This window comes from Flavobacterium omnivorum, assembly GCF_900099915.1.
Taxonomy (GTDB): Bacteria; Bacteroidota; Bacteroidia; order Flavobacteriales; family Flavobacteriaceae; genus Flavobacterium; species Flavobacterium omnivorum.
Map to the genome: position 1 here is coordinate 205,664 of NZ_FNDB01000004.1, position 18,146 is coordinate 223,809.

At 34.1% G+C, this 18,146-nt stretch carries 13 protein-coding genes; 7 read left to right on the plus strand and 6 right to left on the minus strand.

Annotated elements, in window-relative coordinates; genetic code table 11:
- Positions 1-10: 10 nt before the first annotated feature.
- The 6 genes from BLS90_RS06175 to BLS90_RS06200 all read right to left on the minus strand — a co-directional run bounded on the left by BLS90_RS06175 (position 11) and on the right by BLS90_RS06200 (position 10,711).
- Positions 11-2,758, minus strand: coding sequence for a gluzincin family metallopeptidase (locus tag BLS90_RS06175; RefSeq protein WP_091256488.1), 2,748 nt, complete (start codon positions 2,756-2,758; stop codon positions 11-13).
- Between the two features lie 384 nt (positions 2,759-3,142).
- Positions 3,143-3,871, minus strand: a complete 729-nt coding sequence (locus tag BLS90_RS06180) for an LOG family protein (RefSeq protein WP_091256490.1) — start codon at positions 3,869-3,871, stop codon at positions 3,143-3,145.
- 619 nt (positions 3,872-4,490) lie between these two features.
- Positions 4,491-5,891: an efflux transporter outer membrane subunit gene (locus tag BLS90_RS06185; protein WP_091256493.1), complete on the minus strand. Its 1,401-nt coding sequence runs from the start codon at positions 5,889-5,891 to the stop codon at positions 4,491-4,493.
- Positions 5,881-9,051, minus strand: coding sequence for an efflux RND transporter permease subunit (locus BLS90_RS06190; RefSeq protein WP_091256495.1), 3,171 nt, complete (start codon positions 9,049-9,051; stop codon positions 5,881-5,883). Before BLS90_RS06190 ends, BLS90_RS06185 begins: the two co-directional genes overlap by 11 nt.
- 33 nt (positions 9,052-9,084) lie before the next feature.
- The gene (locus tag BLS90_RS06195) at positions 9,085-10,191 is read right to left on the minus strand and encodes an efflux RND transporter periplasmic adaptor subunit (protein WP_091256497.1); all 1,107 of its coding nucleotides are present in this window, start codon (positions 10,189-10,191) and stop codon (positions 9,085-9,087) included.
- Positions 10,192-10,213: 22 nt separating this feature from the next.
- Positions 10,214-10,711: a GbsR/MarR family transcriptional regulator gene (locus BLS90_RS06200; RefSeq protein WP_091256499.1), complete on the minus strand. Its 498-nt coding sequence runs from the start codon at positions 10,709-10,711 to the stop codon at positions 10,214-10,216.
- A gap of 239 nt (positions 10,712-10,950) precedes the next feature.
- On the opposite strand from BLS90_RS06200, the gene BLS90_RS06205 reads away from it, so the two are divergent.
- The 7 genes from BLS90_RS06205 to BLS90_RS06235 all read left to right on the plus strand — a co-directional run bounded on the left by BLS90_RS06205 (position 10,951) and on the right by BLS90_RS06235 (position 18,146).
- Positions 10,951-11,745, plus strand: a complete 795-nt coding sequence (locus BLS90_RS06205) for a 3-keto-disaccharide hydrolase (protein ID WP_091256501.1) — start codon at positions 10,951-10,953, stop codon at positions 11,743-11,745.
- Between the two features lie 120 nt (positions 11,746-11,865).
- Positions 11,866-13,095: an HD domain-containing protein gene (locus tag BLS90_RS06210; protein WP_091256504.1), complete on the plus strand. Its 1,230-nt coding sequence runs from the start codon at positions 11,866-11,868 to the stop codon at positions 13,093-13,095.
- 131 nt (positions 13,096-13,226) lie between these two features.
- Complete coding sequence (gene lpxD / locus BLS90_RS06215; protein WP_091256507.1) at positions 13,227-14,270, plus strand: UDP-3-O-(3-hydroxymyristoyl)glucosamine N-acyltransferase; 1,044 nt, start codon at positions 13,227-13,229, stop codon at positions 14,268-14,270.
- Positions 14,263-15,651 (plus strand): bifunctional UDP-3-O-[3-hydroxymyristoyl] N-acetylglucosamine deacetylase/3-hydroxyacyl-ACP dehydratase, encoded by a 1,389-nt coding sequence (locus tag BLS90_RS06220; protein WP_091256809.1) that lies wholly within the window; start codon positions 14,263-14,265, stop codon positions 15,649-15,651. Before lpxD ends, BLS90_RS06220 begins: the two co-directional genes overlap by 8 nt.
- A gap of 68 nt (positions 15,652-15,719) precedes the next feature.
- Complete coding sequence (gene lpxA / locus BLS90_RS06225) at positions 15,720-16,505, plus strand: acyl-ACP--UDP-N-acetylglucosamine O-acyltransferase (RefSeq protein ID WP_073351284.1); 786 nt, start codon at positions 15,720-15,722, stop codon at positions 16,503-16,505.
- Positions 16,506-16,564: 59 nt separating this feature from the next.
- The gene (gene efp, locus BLS90_RS06230; RefSeq protein WP_066077467.1) at positions 16,565-17,131 is read left to right on the plus strand and encodes an elongation factor P; all 567 of its coding nucleotides are present in this window, start codon (positions 16,565-16,567) and stop codon (positions 17,129-17,131) included.
- A gap of 85 nt (positions 17,132-17,216) precedes the next feature.
- Positions 17,217-18,146: a UDP-3-O-(3-hydroxymyristoyl)glucosamine N-acyltransferase gene (locus BLS90_RS06235; RefSeq protein WP_091256510.1), complete on the plus strand. Its 930-nt coding sequence runs from the start codon at positions 17,217-17,219 to the stop codon at positions 18,144-18,146.

The following is an 18,146-nucleotide window of genomic DNA, read 5'->3' on the forward strand; positions in this document are numbered from 1 at the left end:
TTATATTCGATTAGAACCATTTTCGATTAAAAAGATTGATTAATGTTTTAGGAGAAAATGTAACAATAAAACGTATTTTTTCGTTATAATTATCATGTGCTATTTCCCATCCATTATTAGAATAGATTGGAAAATACAATTCAAAGTAGTCTGTAACTAAATTGAGACGGATGCCGCTATCGTAAACAAACCTTCCTTTTGTGCCTGCATTTTTGATTAAACCAATGTCGCCATAAGCTTCAATCCAATTCCAAATACTGTAACTTGCATTTATGCTCGTAATCCAGCGATTGGCAAAAGGGGTGGCAATTTTAGATTTAAATCCGCCTTCTGCTACTATATATTGTTGACTAAAAAGGCCTGTGCTTTCGGATCTTCCAAAATAATTGTAATCAAAAAGATAATCTGTTGGTCTATCCAATGCGAAGCTAAAGAAATCCGATTGGGTTTTGTTGTACAAAAAAGTTCCGGCATAAAAACGCAAATTAATTTGACGGTTGTTCTCAAATAGTTTTCGATATTCTATTTCACCAGTTATTTTTCCGAATTTTCCCGAAATTTGCAAATCAGTCATAAAATTGAAATGATTCGTAACTTCTGTTTTTGTATTAATATATCTTGCATCAAAAACGGAATAATTTTCAGGAGAATTATCTATCACTAAAGCACTTTTTTCCTTGTTTACAATGACTTGTCGGAAAGAAAATAATTGTTTTCTATTGTCTCTAAAATTGGGTTCCCGAATGCGCAATTGCAAAGACGGATTCAATCTTAAATAGGCAGCATCTTCTGCATAATGAAAATAGGAACCACTTATAGAATACCTAGCATTATAAAGAGTACTGTTCCTGAAATTTTGATTGACTACAAATATGGCTGAACCTGATAAATTTTTAGATTTTGTAGAGTAGGAAGGATTTACATCAAAGATAAATGGTTTTTCCAAGATGGTCTTGTTGTGCAACCTAATTCCCGGAGCTACTCCATCATACAGATTATAATAAATCGAGGGAACATAGAGGACTTGATTGTAATAAGGATCCTCTAAATCTTTCATAAAAACAAATTTTACAGGCCGATTATTAGGAAAAAAACCTTCAATTTTTTTCCAATTGTTTCTTAAATTATATTCGGGAACTTCATTTTTTAAATTTAAAATAATTTTATCAATGGTGTTGCGGGGAATGGTGAACGTACTGCCAGATTCTTGAATGTCCAGCCATTGCTTGAATACGATTTCTCCTTTTTTTGTTCCATAAATAGGAATTGGGATTGGTGTTCCTGTTCTGTTTTTAACAGAAAAAGTGATACTATCTTTTGTTTTTACAACGGTTGAGAATTTAAAATCAATAATGTCTCTTGAATCAATAATAGTTTTAAAAAACCAGTAAATATCTTTAGTTGTATTTGATTTTAATAAATATTCAAAATCAGATCGCGCTACTTGTTGGGTCTTATTTAATACGTAAAATTGTTTAATGCTATTGGGTACCGTGTTATTTTGAAGATAATCATCCAAAAATCGAATACTTAATCCAGCGCGGTATTTACTTGCAATTTGCTCGTTAAACTTAATTAAAGTGTTTTTTGGCGAGCTTACAGGTTGGTCTAAATTTTTACGTGCCATTAACATATAGAAATAGCTGTATTGTCCGTTGAAATCAATATTAGTGAGATTAAAACTTTTTAATAATCGAATGTTGGATGCACTTCCCATCATTTTTGTATTGGGATGATGTTCATCCATATATTTCATCATGGTATAAACCTGAATTCCATCATAAATCCAATTGTCTTTTCTAGGATCTAGATGTAAACTAGTTTTTAAATATTCATTCAGATAAGTTTTCAAAAATTTTATTTCGAAAATAAATTCATCAGGAAACGGACTTAAAAAGGAGGGTAATTGATTTAGTCCGTAAAATGGATTTCTATCATAATTTGTTTGGGTCACCACAATTTTATCATAAGGATATTTCCCTATCAAATTATTTACATAAGTAACGATGCGGTCAATTACAATTGCTTTTTGAATGCCATCTAATTTATTATTTTTTAAATCAGTAAGAACCTCAACGGAAGCGTTTTTATAACTATCAAAAGTAGATTTAGGCTCTAAAATCATACTAAAATCCATTCTGTTTTGTCCTGAAAATTTGTAGTTTTTAAGATCTTTATAGACAATAGCCTTTGAAACGTTTAAATCTGATGTTACTTCTAAAGTCGCAGGTGTTGTTAGCTCGATTTCAAAGTCAGAAATAGCATTGGCAATATCATCTAAATTGTTGTTACTGTTTGTAACAAAAGCATGATTTTCATAACGTGCAGGAGTTAAGTACCAGTTTTTCAGGTGTAAAATTCCATTGTTATTGTAGCCATATTTTGTAAATTTATCACTAGGAATCTTAGAGAGATAGGAGAGATGGAACGTGCTTTTTTGATTGGGAAGTAATGGCTCTTGTAATTGTAGAACCACATAATCAGGGTTTTCCTCTGTTCTATTCCACGGTAAAAAGTGTTGATCGGTAGTAGTAATAATTAGATTGCTGGTGCTACCTCGTTCTTCCTCTTTTGCGAAGTGAAAACCTCTATAAAATTCATCCGAAAATCGCTTGGCCAATGGTGTATTTTTAGTAGAATAGGCGTTATTCCAATCATTCAAAACAATTGATTTCAAAGTATCGTTTGACTCATTGAAGAAGGTGATTTCTTGCTTGATGAGCAAGGTTTTATTTTCCGTATTGAGCTCAACAGTCATCTTAGAATGGTGTTGCGCGTGCTGTTTTATGGAAGTCAATAAAACAAGAATAAAAAGGAAAATTTTATAAATTGATTTCAAGTATCTGTTTTAAAATGTAAAGGAATAAAAGTAGTTGTCTGTTTATCTAACGATTTATTTACCGCAAATTAGCAAATTTTTCAACATAAAATTCAAACAATTATTATGATAATTGGCTAATTTGGAGTAAATTTTTTCTAAATCCTACAATTTAAAGTCATGCTAATTACTTTTTGTTTTTCTAGTCCAAGAAAAGCCTGCTGTATTTCAGAATAATTACGAACTAGATTACAAAATCAATTTATTAGCTATGGCGTTTATGTGGAATAAAATCACATATAAAAGGGACTAAAGTTCTTGCCGTTAAAAATTTGGAGACAAATCATATTTCTTGTAAAATTTGTTAAGGACTTCAACTACTTCCTCTTCGGTATCAACAATTTTAAAGAGTTCCAAATCTTCAATATGAACGGTCTTTTCTTTCTCAACCAATACCGTTTTTATCCAATCAATCAATCCTGACCAAAAACTGGTGCCTACTAATATTATGGGAAATTTTGCTATTTTTTTTGTTTGAATTAAAGTCATTGCTTCAAACAATTCGTCCATAGTACCAAAACCTCCTGGCATTACGACAAAACCTTGAGAATATTTGACAAACATCACCTTTCTTACAAAGAAATAATCAAAGTTTAAGTTTTTGTCATTGTCAATGTAGGGGTTAAAATGTTGTTCAAACGGGAGTTCAATATTAAGTCCCACTGATGTTCCACCTCCAAGATGTGCGCCTTTATTACCTGCTTCCATGATGCCTGGTCCACCGCCTGTAATCACACCGTACCCTGCTTTGCTTATTTTATAGGCAATTTTTTCAGCCAGTAAATAATATGGATCCTCCGGTTTTGTTCTAGCTGAACCAAAAATGCTCACACATGGGCCTATTCGCCCCATACTTTCATAACCGTTCACGAACTCAGCCATAATTTTAAAAATGGCCCAACTATCATTGGTTCTAATCTCATTCCAAGTCTTTCTTTTCAATCGGTCTTGGATTACTTTATCCTCATCATTGTCAAAATCTTCTAATCTCATCTTCTAAAATATAATTTAATATCTAATTTTTTTTTGAGCCATGCTCCCCTTAACCAAATTCTGGATTTTCTTTTCAATCTTTTTATTTTACTAGTTCCGTAAGTGTAGTAGTAATATTGTAAAGGAATCCGACTTCGGTTTTGGTTAGAGCTCCAATCGACTAAAGTAATTCTTTTTTCAAGAATGGCACAGTATCACTTTTTTTATTTTTTATATTTTTTTGCGGATTTGTTGTTTCCAATACAAGAGCGTCTTCCTTTATTTTTTTTATAAATAGAAAGAATCAGAGAATATTTTGTTTCAACATAAGAACTATCAATTTTTGATTTAACTATAAGCAGTGGTATAGAAGTTATTGCTTATAAGTTGCCAGCGCTTGTTTATTTATGATCTCAATCTATAATTAGTTTAGTAAAGAAGAGATTGTCTCCTATAAATCTACTTGTTTGTAATTTTTTTCAATTTTGACACGATTGCAGTTCTGATATAAAATTATAGATTTTATTTAATCTAAAGTAAATCTGGATCATCAAAGCTATAAACGACAAAACCACTGCCGGTACATAAGCAGTGGTTTTGAAACAAACAGGAATCAATTCTATTTAGTCTAGCAATCTTATTATTGCCAGCCACCTCCAAGGGCTCTGTACAATTGAATTATCGCCTTATATTGTTGAAATTTATTATCCATTAAACTTAGTTCGGCATTCAAAGCATTGTCTTTTACGGTCAAAACTTCTAAGTAATTAGCTAAACCATACGTCAATAATTCATCTGAATAATCGGTGGCTTTATTTAACGCGTCCACTTGCTTTTCTCTTACGGTAAGTTTATAGGTCTCATTATTGTATTGCGCCAAAGCATCTGAAACTTCTTTTCCAGCGGTTAAAAGTGACTGCTCAAACAGTAGATAAGCTTTTTCTTGATTGGCTTTTGCAATTTCGAATCTCGTTTTAATTTGGCGCTGATTGAAAATAGGCTGTATTAAACCAGTAATTACATTGGCGAAAATCGAATTGGCACTAAACCATTCTTTCAAATCGATACTCTGAAGCCCTCCGGAAGCAGTAAGTTTCAATGTTGGATAAAAATTACTTTTGGCTACATTAGTTTGTTCAAAATTAGAAATTAAGTTGTATTCAGCTGCAATCACATCAGGTCTGTTTCGTAGCAAAGTTGCAGGAACCCCAAGTGTAATTGTAGGTTGCATGGATTGAGACTCGAAAGTGCTTCTTTCAACTTTGGCAGGACCTTGACCCAAAAGAATACTGATGGTGTTTTCAAGAATGATAATGCTGTTCTTTAAATCGGCAATGATGATTTGAGTAGCATATTTCTGAGCTTCGGTTTGCTTAACGCCAACTTCAGTTACATTTCCCGCTTTTTTCAAGGCTATAATAGTCTCAACACTTTTGTCTCTGTTTACCAAGGTTTTCTCCGCTAATTTTATTTGCGCATCAACCGAAAGCAATTGATAATAAGTAGCGGCAATATTAGCAATCAACTGTGTTTTTACGGCTTGATTTGCAGCAGTTGTTTGCAGATATCCAGCGTTTGCAGCGCGTTTGTTGCTTCTTATTTTTCCCCAAATATCAGCTTCCCAAGATAGGCTTCCAGTTAACTGATATTGATTGGTACTTCTGTCTTGTAATAAGGCGCCAAACTGACTATTCCTAGAAAGTTCCTGATGCGTCCAATCGGCACCGGCAGAAAGAGTAGGGAAGTACCCCGCTTTTCCTTGTTTCATCGATGCCTCTGCCGCTGCAATATTTTGCATGGCAATTTTGATGTCCAAATTATTTTCTAACCCCTTCTTGATATATCCTTGTAAAAGCGGATCCGTGAAAACGTTTTCCCAGGCAACATTGGCAAGTGAAACGGTATCGGTTGAAATGATTTCGTTGCGGTATAGATTTTCCGTTTTTAATTCTGGTCGGTCGTATTCTTTGGCAACAAAGCACGATTGCATTACTGTTGCGGTTGCAACAAGTACTGCTATTTTAGTTAACTTATTCTTCATTTTCTTTGTTTAAAAGTGCGACATCTGAATCCTGATTTTCTACAGGAAGTGGTTTTGTAGAAATTTTTTCCTGTAAGGTTTGGAAAACAATAAACAATACCGGTATAACAAAAACTCCAAAAATAGTTCCTATTAACATTCCACCAATAGCTCCTGTTCCAATAGCATTGTTTCCAATAGCTCCAGCTCCTTTAGCTAACATTAAAGGCAATAATCCAAAGATAAATGCAAATGATGTCATCAATATTGGACGCAAACGTGCGACTGCTCCATGAATTGCAGCTTGCGTAATACTCATTCCTTTTTTTCTGGAATCTACAGAAAACTCGATGATCAAAATGGCGTTCTTAGCGAGTAATCCAATAAGCATAATAAGTGTTATTTGTAAGTAAATATTATTACTCACATCGAATAAATAAGCAAATAAGTACGCTCCAGCTAAACCAATAGGCAATGAAATTAATACAGCAAAAGGCAATATATAACTCTCGTATTGAGCAGCTAACAAGAAATATACAAATACCAAACACAATAAGAAAATATACAAAGTTTGACCGCCTGCACTTATTTCCTCTCGGGTCATTCCTGAAAACTCATAACCAAAACCAACAGGTAAGCTTTGACTTGCCACTTCCTCGACTGCTTTGATGGCATCACCAGAACTAAAGCCTTCGTTAGGAGCACCTGTGATTTTTACAGAAGTAAACAAATTGAATCGTTCTATTGCTTGAGGGCCAAATACTTTTACTAACGTCACAAATTGTGAAATAGGTGCCATTTGACCGTTTTTATTTCTGACCAATACTTGATTTAATGATTCTGGATTACTTCTAAATTCAGGTTCAGATTGGTAAACCACACGAAATTGTTTTCCAAATTTGTTGAAATTAGAAGCATAAACGCCACCATAATATCCTTGCATCGTTCCTAAAACATCGGTAACCGTCAAACCTGATTTTTTTATGGAAGCCACATTCAAATCAATTCGGTACTGCGGATAATTTGGAGAAAAAGAAGTAGTTGCATATTTGATTTCGGGACGGCTGTTTAAAGCTGCCAAGAATTTATTATTTACTTCACTTAACTCCGAAATTGTTCCTCCTTTTTGGTCTTGTAATTGAAATTCAAAACCATTGGTAAAACCAAAACCAACAAGTGTAGGACGAGCAAAGTAAAGTACTTTTGCATCTTTTACTGAAGCGGTTCGTTTAAATAATTCCTGTACAACTGCATTTATTTCTTGATTCGTTTCTTTACGTTCTGCCCAAGTTTTCAATTTCACGATTACCATTCCGTAGTTGCTACCGGTACCACTAAGTAAACTACGACCTGAAATACGAAGCACTTCTTTTATTTCAGGAATGTCTTTAACTTTATTTTCAATTTGTAATAAAACCTCTTCTGTTCTTTCTAATGAAGTTCCTGGCGGAAGAGAAATATCTGAAAGAATAGCACCTGTATCTTCACCCGGTACAAAAGCCTTTGGAGTAATATTTAATAATAAGATAAAAATTCCTGCAAAGATGGCAATTCCTAAAAATGCCAACCATTTTCGTTTTATAAAAAACTCAATAGATCTTTTATATTTAGCGGTTGTGGTTTCAAATCCAACATTAAATGCAGTAAAAAAGCGCTCTGCAAAACCTTTTTTCTTAGCACTTTTATCGTGTTCTTTTAAGAAAATGGCACATAAAGCCGGGGAAAGTGTCAAGGCATTAATAGCTGATAATACGATTGCAACAGCTAAAGTTATTCCAAACTGCTTGTAAAAAACTCCCGCTGATCCACTGATAAACGAAACTGGAATAAATACTGCCGACATAACTAGCGTAATGGAAATAATTGCACTACTAATATCTTGCATGGCACTGTGAGCCGCTTTTTTGGGATTATGTTCCCCAGCTTCCATTTTGGCATGCACGGCCTCAACGACGACAATGGCATCATCGACCACAATTCCCACTGCGAGTACTAAAGCAAAAAGCGTTAGTAAATTTATGGTAAAGCCTAATAAACTAAGGAAAAAGAACGTTCCCACAATTGCAACAGGAACTGAAATAGCTGGAATCAAAGTGGATCTCCAGTCTTGTAAGAAGATGAAAACCACAATGAATACCAATATAAAAGCTTCAATTAAGGTATGAATTACTTTAGTAATAGATTCATCTAAGAAGTCGTTTGCATTAATTAATGTGGCATATTTTACTCCTTTCGGAAAATTTACTTCCGCCTCATCTAATACTTTTAAGGAACCTTCAATTACTTCTTGTGCATTAGATCCTGCAGTTTGAGCAATTGCAATCGCAATAGATTTGTTTCCATTAGTGTAGGCATTACTAGCATAATTTACAGCTCCCAATTCTATTTTTGCAACATCGCCTAACTTGAGGATTTCTCCCTTTTCGGTTGAACGAATAATAATTTCTTCGAACTCTTTTACATTTTGTAAACGCCCTTTGTATTTTAAGGCATATTGAAAAGATTGGTCCCCACTTTCACCTAACTGGCCTGGAGCAGCTTCGATATTCTGCTCTGCCAATAAAGCGGTAATGTCCGAAGGAACAAGTCCATATGCACCCATTACATCTGGCTTAAGCCAAATACGCATGGAGTAGTCTTTTTGTCCAAAAATCATTGCTTCTCCAACTCCAGCTACACGTTTTATTTTTGGTAAAATATTAATGTTAGCATAATTTTGAAGAAAAGTATCATCATAATCTGGGTTGTCACTATACAATGATAAAATCAAAATATTATCACTTTGTCTCTTTGAAGTCGTGACACCGGCTCTTGTAACTTCTTGCGGTAACAAAGGTGTAGCGCGAGAAACCCGATTTTGCACATTTACTGCTGCCAAATCTGGATTTGTACCTAATTTAAAGTAAATATTTATGGCTGCCGAACCATCATTATTTGATGTAGAAGTCATATAAGTCATGTCTTCGACACCGTTTATTTGTTCTTCTAATGGAATTACAACCGAGCTCATTACCACTTCGGCACTGGCACCTTGATAATTTGCTGATACAGTTACCGTAGGCGGTGCTATTTCTGGGTATTGTGAAACTGGAAGTGAGATTAACCCTAAAACTCCCAAAATTACGATGATAATAGAAATCACCGTTGACAATACCGGTCTGTCAATGAATTTTGAAAACATATTTTGTAATTTATTCAATAGTTAGTGTGAGAATTATTTTGTTGTAGGATCGATTATAGTTTTAAAATCAACAACTTCAGGGGTAATGATTGTTCCTTCAGTTACAATTCCAACTCCTTCAACAAGTATTTTATCGTTTGTATTTAATCCGCTATCCACTACAAAAAATTTGCCTCCAGGAATTGGTCGAACTACAATTGGAACTGCTTGCACTTTGTTATTTTTATCCACAACAAGGGCAATTCGCTTGTCTTGTAATTCTAATGTTGCGTTTTGAGGGATAATAATAACATCTTCTAAATCAGTAGGAATCTGTATCGTTCCACTTTCTCCAGAACGCAACAATTTGTTCTTGTTTGCAAAACGTGCTCTTACATTAAATGATCCCGTTTGTATATTGGCTTGACCGCTAAAAGTTTCAATTTTGCCCTTTTGTTCGTAAGGCATACCATTGCTCAAAACCAAATTCACCGCCTCCATTTTGTTTATTTTATCTTGAAATGACTTTCCTTCCGCATTCATCATGATATCCAATTGTTCTTTTTCATTTACTGAAAAATAAGCATAGATGGTACTCACATCAGAAATTCGCGTTAAGGGTTCAACAGTCTGGCTGCTTACATAACTTCCAAGGCGTAATGGTAATGTCCCTACAATTCCGTTAACAGGACTTTTTATAGTAGCATAATTAATTCTGGCAATGATACTTTGAAAAGTACTTTTGGCGCTAGCTAAGTTTGCTTTTGCAGTTTCTAATTGCACATCACTAATAATGTTGCGCTGTACCAGAGGGATTAGACGATTTACCTCCACTTGAGCCGCTGCTACTTTTGCTTTTGCGGCAGCAGCTTCTTGGGTTGCTGTTTGTGTCTCTAATTTAAAAAGCAATTGCCCTTTTTTTACCTCTTGACCTTCTTGTACATAGATTTTTTCAATATATCCGTCCACTTTCGCACGAATATCGATGTCTGTAACTCCTTCTAAACTGGCAGGATATTCCGCTAATAAAGTAGTATTTGAGGTTCCTATTTCGAATACTTTGTAGGACATAATTGGAGGAGCAGTTGGAGCGGTTTCTTTTTTGCAGGAGAGCAAACTTATTGATAACACAATTGCACTTATAAAATATTTCTTTTTCATTCGGACTATTTACTAAAATTGATTAATTATTTTTGCTATTATTGATTTCTATTTCCTTAAATTTTTCGATGGTTTTAATCAAAAGTTCCTCTACTTCACAAACATGGGCTTTATAGGCTTTTACATTTTCCATGTTGCATTGTTCTTCTTTGCAAGAAATAGTTTGCTCTCTGTAGGTGATTAATTTGTCTATTATTTTTTTTTCAAAATCAAGGATTTTGATATAATTAGAAAGTCTTTCACTGAATGGGGACGGTTTAAAATATTTTTTACGATCACCGCTTACTGTGTAGTAATTTATTTTATCCATCTTTAAGAGTAGATTCAAGTTCGTAGAAATAGAGCTTTTACTGGCAGCCATCTTTTCGACTATCTCTTCAAATGTTAATCCGGTTTTACAACCATCTACTATTAACAATCCAAGAATTCTGGAACCTAATGGCGGTAAATTGTATAATAACTCAAAATGAATTCCGAACATTTCGATGAGTTCTTCTCTTTCTTTTTGGATTGTTGCCATGATTTTTTTGCAAAAGTAAAGTTAGTTCGTAATTTACCGAACTAAACGAACTTAAAATTATGTTAATTTTTAAGAAAACGATTTCTCTTTACTTATTGTCTTGCGAATAAAAATCTAAAGTTTAACCCTCAATTAGTTATATTTAAATTAAAAGTTAGTTCGTGAAAAAAAAATGCTTAATATTGAAAAGAGAACTATTATACACTATTTATATTTTATTAAACCAAATGAATTTAACTATGAAATCTAAAACCTTTAAGAACTCTTTTTTAATGATTGCCTTATTTTCTGCATCGGCGGCTATTGCGCAACACAAATATGTAAACACTCCGCCGGAGGTTTCACCAATGCCAATGAAACCCGAAATGACTGAAATTTGGGAACCGGAAGTGAAAGTTATAACGCCGGCTAAAATGATTGGAAATGCACCTTCGGATGCCATTATTTTATTTGATGGTAAAAACTTAGATCAATGGGTAAGTCAAAAAGATGCCAGCAAACCTGCAGGATGGAAAATTGTTGACAAAGATTATATGGAAGTTGTTCCAGGTTCTGGAGCCATTCAAACCAAAATGGCTTTTGGTGATTGCCAATTGCACCTAGAATGGAGCGCACCAGATGTTGTTTTAGATGGCGGACAGGCAAGAGGAAACAGTGGTGTGTTTTTCCAAAACAGATACGAGTTGCAAATATTAGATTCCCACAATAATAGAACCTACAGCAATGGCCAGGCGGGAAGTATTTATAAAGATCATCCGCCATTAGTAAACGCTGTAAAAACTCCATTAGAGTGGAATGCTTACGACGTAATTTATACGGCTCCAAGGTTCAAAACAGATGGGAAAATTGATGCTCCAGCTAGAATAACTGTGTTTTTGAATGGGGTTTTAGTACAAAATAATACGACCATAAACGGGTTGACACTGTATATCGGTTTACACAATTATCCGTCGTCTCATGGCGATGATGTTATTTCGCTTCAAGACCATGATTCTAAAAATCAATTCAGAAATATTTGGATTAGAAAACTTTAAATAGTATATCAACGGAGCGCTGCAAACGCTCCGTTTTTTTTGGCTCTAAATCAGATTAAGGAACGTTTCTATTTTGAAATCTAAATTACTTATATTTGTTGACCCTAAAAAAAAGTTATAGTGAGTCAAATCAATAAGCTGAAAATATTCAATGATCCCATTTATGGGTTTATTACCATTCCAAATGCCTTAATCTACGATTTAGTTCAGCATCCTTATTTTCAAAGATTGCGTCGAATTTCCCAAATGGGATTGTCGTATTTAGTATATCCTGGTGCCAATCATACCCGTTTTCATCATGCTTTAGGTTGTATGCATTTAATGCAAAAAGCAGTTGATGTGTTGCGTTTTAAAGGAGTTTCAATTTCTCCCGAAGAAGAAAATGCGCTGTATATTGCTATTTTATTGCATGATATTGGGCACGGACCGTTTTCGCACGCTATGGAAAAAAGCATTGTTGAAGATGTGCATCATGAAGAAATATCGCTTTTATTCATGAACCAATTAAATGTAGAATTCAACGGTCAGTTAAGTTTGGCTATTCAGGTTTTTAAAGGAGAATACAACAGAAAATTCATGTTGCAGTTGATTTCGAGTCAGTTGGATATGGATCGTATGGATTATTTGAAACGAGACAGTTTCTATTCAGGAGTGGCAGAAGGAAATGTCAACTCAGAACGACTGATTCAAATGATGAATGTCGTGGACGATTTTTTGGTGATTGAAGAAAAAGGAATTTATTCTGTTGAAAAATTCTTAATGTCCAGACGATTAATGTATTGGCAGGCGTATTTGCATAAAACGAGTTTAGTCGCAGAGTTAATTTTGATGAAAATCTTAAAACGCGCCAAAGAATTAACGTTAAAAGGAGTGCAATTACCTTGTAGTGAGCCGCTATTGTTTTTCATGCAAAACAAGGTCACTATTGCTACTTTTGATGCTGAAACCTTGGATTTATTTGCTCAATTAGATGATTTTGATATCATTGGAGCATTAAAATCGTGGCAAAAGAACGATGATTTTATATTGTCCTCTTTGAGTAAAATGATAGTAAACCGAGATTTATTAAAAATAAAGCTAACTAGTGAAAAAGTAGCGATTGAAGAATTGCAGCCGCTTAAAGAGCGTTTTTCAGTGGAAAATAATATTTCATTATTGGAAACCAATTATTTTATCTTTAAAGGGAAAATAAAAAACCAAGCCTATAGTAAAGAAGCGGAACCAATACGAATTTTGAAAAAAGATAGCACAATTGAGGACGTAATTGAATCATCTGATCAGCTGAATTTAAAATCATTATCTAAATTAGTGACCAAGTATTATATCTGTTTCCCAAAACAACTGTTATAAAAACGCCATTTAAAATCTATTTTTTTATATTTTTGTCGCAATGAAACGAGCTAATACATTTTTTTTTAATACCATCAGGACATTACATAGTGAGATCCATCTTATTCCCATAAGAAATACAATTAGATAAGATGAAATTTACAGCAGAACAAATAGCAGGGATTTTAGAAGGAGAAGTTGTTGGGAATCCGAAGGTGGAAGTTTTTAGATTGTCAAAAATTGAGGAGGGTATTGAAGGTTCATTGACTTTTTTGTCAAATCCTAAATACCTCAATTATATATATTCCACAAAAGCATCAGTAACAATTGTGAATGATTCTTTTGTGCCAGAGTCGCCTGTAACCACTACATTAATAAAAGTGCCAGATGCATACGGAGCGTTTTCTAAACTGTTGGAATTTTACAATCAAGTTAAGCTTAATAAAAGTGGAATTGAGCAACCTTCCTTTCTTTCGCAAAGTGCAAAATATGGAGATAACCTATATTTAGGCAGTTTTAGTTACGTAGGACAAAACGTTGTTTTAGGTGAAAATGTAAAAATTTATCCCAATTGTTTTCTGGGAGACAATGTTACTGTTGGTGATAATGTAGTTTTATTCGCTGGTGCAAAAATATATTCGGAAACTGTAATTGGTAACAATTGCACGATTCATTCAGGAGCTATTATTGGTTCGGACGGTTTTGGCTTTGCGCCTAATCCAGACGGAACTTATACAAAGATTCCTCAAATTGGTAATGTAATCATTGAGGATAACGTTGATATAGGTTCTTGTACTACAATTGATAGAGCCACTATGGGTTCAACTATTATTAGAAAGGGAGTAAAATTGGATAATCAAATTCAGATTGCCCATAATGTTGAAATAGGGGAGAACACAGTGATTGCTGCTCAAACAGGCGTTGCAGGTTCTACTAAAATTGGAAAAAATGGCTTGATCGGTGGTCAAGTAGGAATTTCAGGACATCTGACCATAGGGAATAATGTCCGAATTCAGGCGCAAGCTGGTGTTGGAAGAAATATAAAAGACAACGAAATTTTGCAGGGAAGTCCGGCATTTGGATACAACGATTTTAGCAAATCGTATGTTCATTTTAAGAATTTACCTAAAATTGTTGCAGAAATAAAAGAATTAAAGAAACAAATATTAAACCAAAAAAATGCAAACAATGGTTAAACAGAAGACCATCACGACAGAGATCTCGCTAACTGGAGTTGGACTACATACCGGTAAAGAAGTTAAAATGACTTTTAAACCTGCTCCGGTGAATAATGGTTTTACTTTTGTTCGAGTAGATCTGGAGGGACATCCTATTATCGAAGCAGATGCAAATTATGTAGTAAACACCCAAAGAGGGACTAATTTAGAAAAACTGGGTGTTAAAATTCAAACTCCAGAACATGTTTTAGCAGCACTGATTGGTTGTGATTTAGACAACATAATTATCGAATTGAATGCTTCGGAACTTCCTATAATGGATGGTTCTTCTAAATATTTTGTTGAAGCACTTGAAAAAGCAGGATTTGAAGAGCAAAATGCCAAAAGAAAAGTTTACGTAGTTAAGGAGGTTATTTCATTCACAGACGAAGCTTCAGGAAGTGAAATTTTAGTGATGCCAAGTGATCATTATTGTGTAACTGCCATGGTTGATTTTGGAACTAAAATTTTAGGTACCCAAAATGCAAACATGAAAAGTATTGCTGATTTCAAAACTGAAATATCGGAATCCAGAACTTTTAGTTTTTTGCATGAATTAGAATCACTTTTAGAAAACGGATTGATAAAAGGAGGCGATTTGAACAACGCAATAGTCTATGTTGATAAAGAAATTTCGGAGGCAACAATGGAAAACTTGAAAGTTGCGTTTGGAAAAGAAACGATTAACGTAAAACCTAATGGAATTTTAGACAATCTTACTTTGCATTATCCAAATGAGGCAGCAAGACACAAACTTCTTGATGTAGTGGGTGATTTAGCTTTAATAGGTACTAAAATACAAGGAAAAGTTATTGCTAATAAACCAGGACATTTTGTAAATACACAATTTGCCAAAAAAATGGCAAAAATTATAAAAATAGAACAGAGAAATTATGTTCCCGTTTATGACTTAAACCTAGAGCCATTAATGGATATTCATAAAATAATGGCGGTATTGCCTCACAGACCACCCTTTTTATTGATTGATAGAATCATTGAAATGTCTGAAAGCCATGTTGTAGGGATGAAAAATGTCACCATGAATGAAAATTTCTTTGTTGGTCATTTTCCAGAAGCACCAGTTATGCCAGGCGTTTTAATAGTGGAGGCCATGGCACAAACAGGAGGAATCTTAGTTTTAAGCACAGTTCCAGATCCTGAAAATTATTTGACTTATTTTATGAAAATTGACAATGTCAAATTCAAACATAAAGTATTACCCGGTGACACCTTAATTTTTAAATGTGATTTGATAACGCCTATCAGAAGAGGGATTTGTCACATGCAAGCAAATGCTTATGCAAACGGAAAACTAGTTGCTGAAGCGGAATTAATGGCTCAGATTGCTAAAAAACAATAATTTTTGTTGATTTGATTATCGATTATTCGATCAATCGCTTAAACAGTTAAACGGTTAAACAAAATAAAATGAATCAACCCTTAGCCTATGTTCATCCCGGTGCTAAAATCGCCAAAAATGTCGTAATAGAACCCTTTACAACCATTCATAACAACGTTGTCATTGGAGACGGTACTTGGATAGGATCCAATGTTACGATTATGGAAGGTGCAAGAATTGGAAAAAATTGTAATATATTCCCAGGAGCAGTTATCTCCGCTGTTCCGCAAGATTTAAAGTTTGGAGGAGAAGATTCGCTTGTAATTATTGGGGACAATTGTACAATCAGAGAGTGCGTTACCATTAATAGAGGGACAATTGCATCAGGACAAACTGTAATTGGCGACAACTGTTTAATTATGGCTACAGCCCACATTGCTCATGATTGTCACGTAGGAAATAATGCTATTATTGTTAATGGGGTTCTTCTAGGAGGACACGTAACTATTGGTAATTATGCTATTGTTGGAGGTTTATCAGCAGTTCATCAATTTATTAGTGTGGGAGACCATGCCATGATTTCGGGAGGGTCTTTACTAAGAAAAGATGTTCCACCGTACACAAAAGCAGCTAAAGAACCATTGTCCTATGTTGGAATTAATTCGGTTGGATTGAGAAGGAGAGGCTTTACATCTGAAAAAATCAGAGAAATTCAAGATATTTATAGAATTTTGTATCAAAAAAATTATAACGTTACACAAGCTTTGGGGATTATTGAAGCTGAAATGGAAGCAACACCTGAACGAGATGAAATTATTGATTTTATTAGAAATTCATCAAGAGGAGTAATGAAAGGATATTCTGGGAACTACTAAAAATAAAGTAATTTCAGTTATCAAAAAAATAAAAATAGTAATATAAAATAAAAAATATAATGGCATCTACATCAGATATTAAAAACGGATTGTGTATCAAATACAACAATGATATTTACAAAATTATTGAATTTCTTCACGTTAAACCAGGAAAAGGACCAGCTTTCGTTAGAACCAAACTGAGAAGTTTAACTAATGGAAAAGTGTTAGACAATACCTTTTCTGCAGGACATAAAATAGAAGAAGTTAGAGTAGAAAATCATAAATTTCAATTTTTGTATCCGGAAGGTGATGATTTTCATTTTATGAATACAGAGACTTTCGAGCAAATTACATTGAACAAAAATATTTTAGACTCACCAGATTTGCTAAAAGAAGGAGAGAACGTAATGGTAAGTATCAATACAGAGACTGACTTACCGCTTTCTGTGGATATGCCTGCTTCAGTTATCCTAGAAGTCACTTATGCGGAACCAGGAATCAAAGGAAATACGGCTACAAATGCAACTAAATCAGCCACTGTTGAAACGGGTGCAAGTGTAAATGTTCCCTTGTTTATTAATGAAGGAGATAAAATTAAAATTGACACCGCGTCAGGTTCTTACATGGAACGTGTAAAAGAGTAGATAATTTGATAATTAGAAAATGTGACCTTTATCTAATAGCAACATTTTCTAATTTTTCACATTTTCTCATTTTCCAATTAAAATTATGAAATTCCAAAAAGCGTATACCTTAAAAGAAATTGCAAGTATCATTGGCTGCGAATATGTAGGTAATGCCAATTTTCCTATTTTAGGAATGAATGAAATTCATGTTGTCGAATTTGGCGATATTGTTTTTGTGGATCATCCAAAATATTATGACAAGGCATTAAATTCTGCTGCGTCCATAGTTTTGATTAACAAAAATGTAGCGTGTCCCGAAGGAAAAGCATTACTGATATCAGAAGATCCTTTCAGGGATTTTAATAAATTGACAAATTATTTCAGGCCTTTTCAATTTTCAAATGTTTCCATAGCAACTTCAGCTTTAATAGGCGAGGGAACTGTGATACAGCCGAATACATTTATTGGAAATCATGTTTTTATTGGCAAGAATTGCTTAATTCATTCTAATGTTTCCATTTATGATTATACCATAATTGGCGACAATGTTATTATTCATGCAGGAACGATTCTAGGCGCAGATGCCTTTTACTATAAAAAGCGACCTGAAGGTTATGATCAATTACTTTCCGGTGGTCGCGTGGTAATCAAAGATAATGTGGGTATTGGAGCGCTTTGTACTATTGACAAAGGTGTAACTGGTGACACAACAATTGGCGAAGGCACTAAAATTGACAATCAAGTACATGTAGGTCATGATACTGTTATTGGAAAAAAATGTTTAATCGCCTCTCAAACTGGAATAGCAGGTTGTGTGGTTATTGAAGATGAAGTAACGATTTGGGGACAAGTAGGAACCACCAGCGGTATTACTATAGGGGCTAAGGCAATTATTCTGGGTCAAACTGGAGTGACAAAATCGGTTGAAGGCGGAAAGTCTTATTTTGGTACTCCAATTGAAGAATCAAGAGAAAAATTGAAGCAACTGGCCAATATCAAAAAGATACCCGAAATTCTAAATAAACTAAAATAA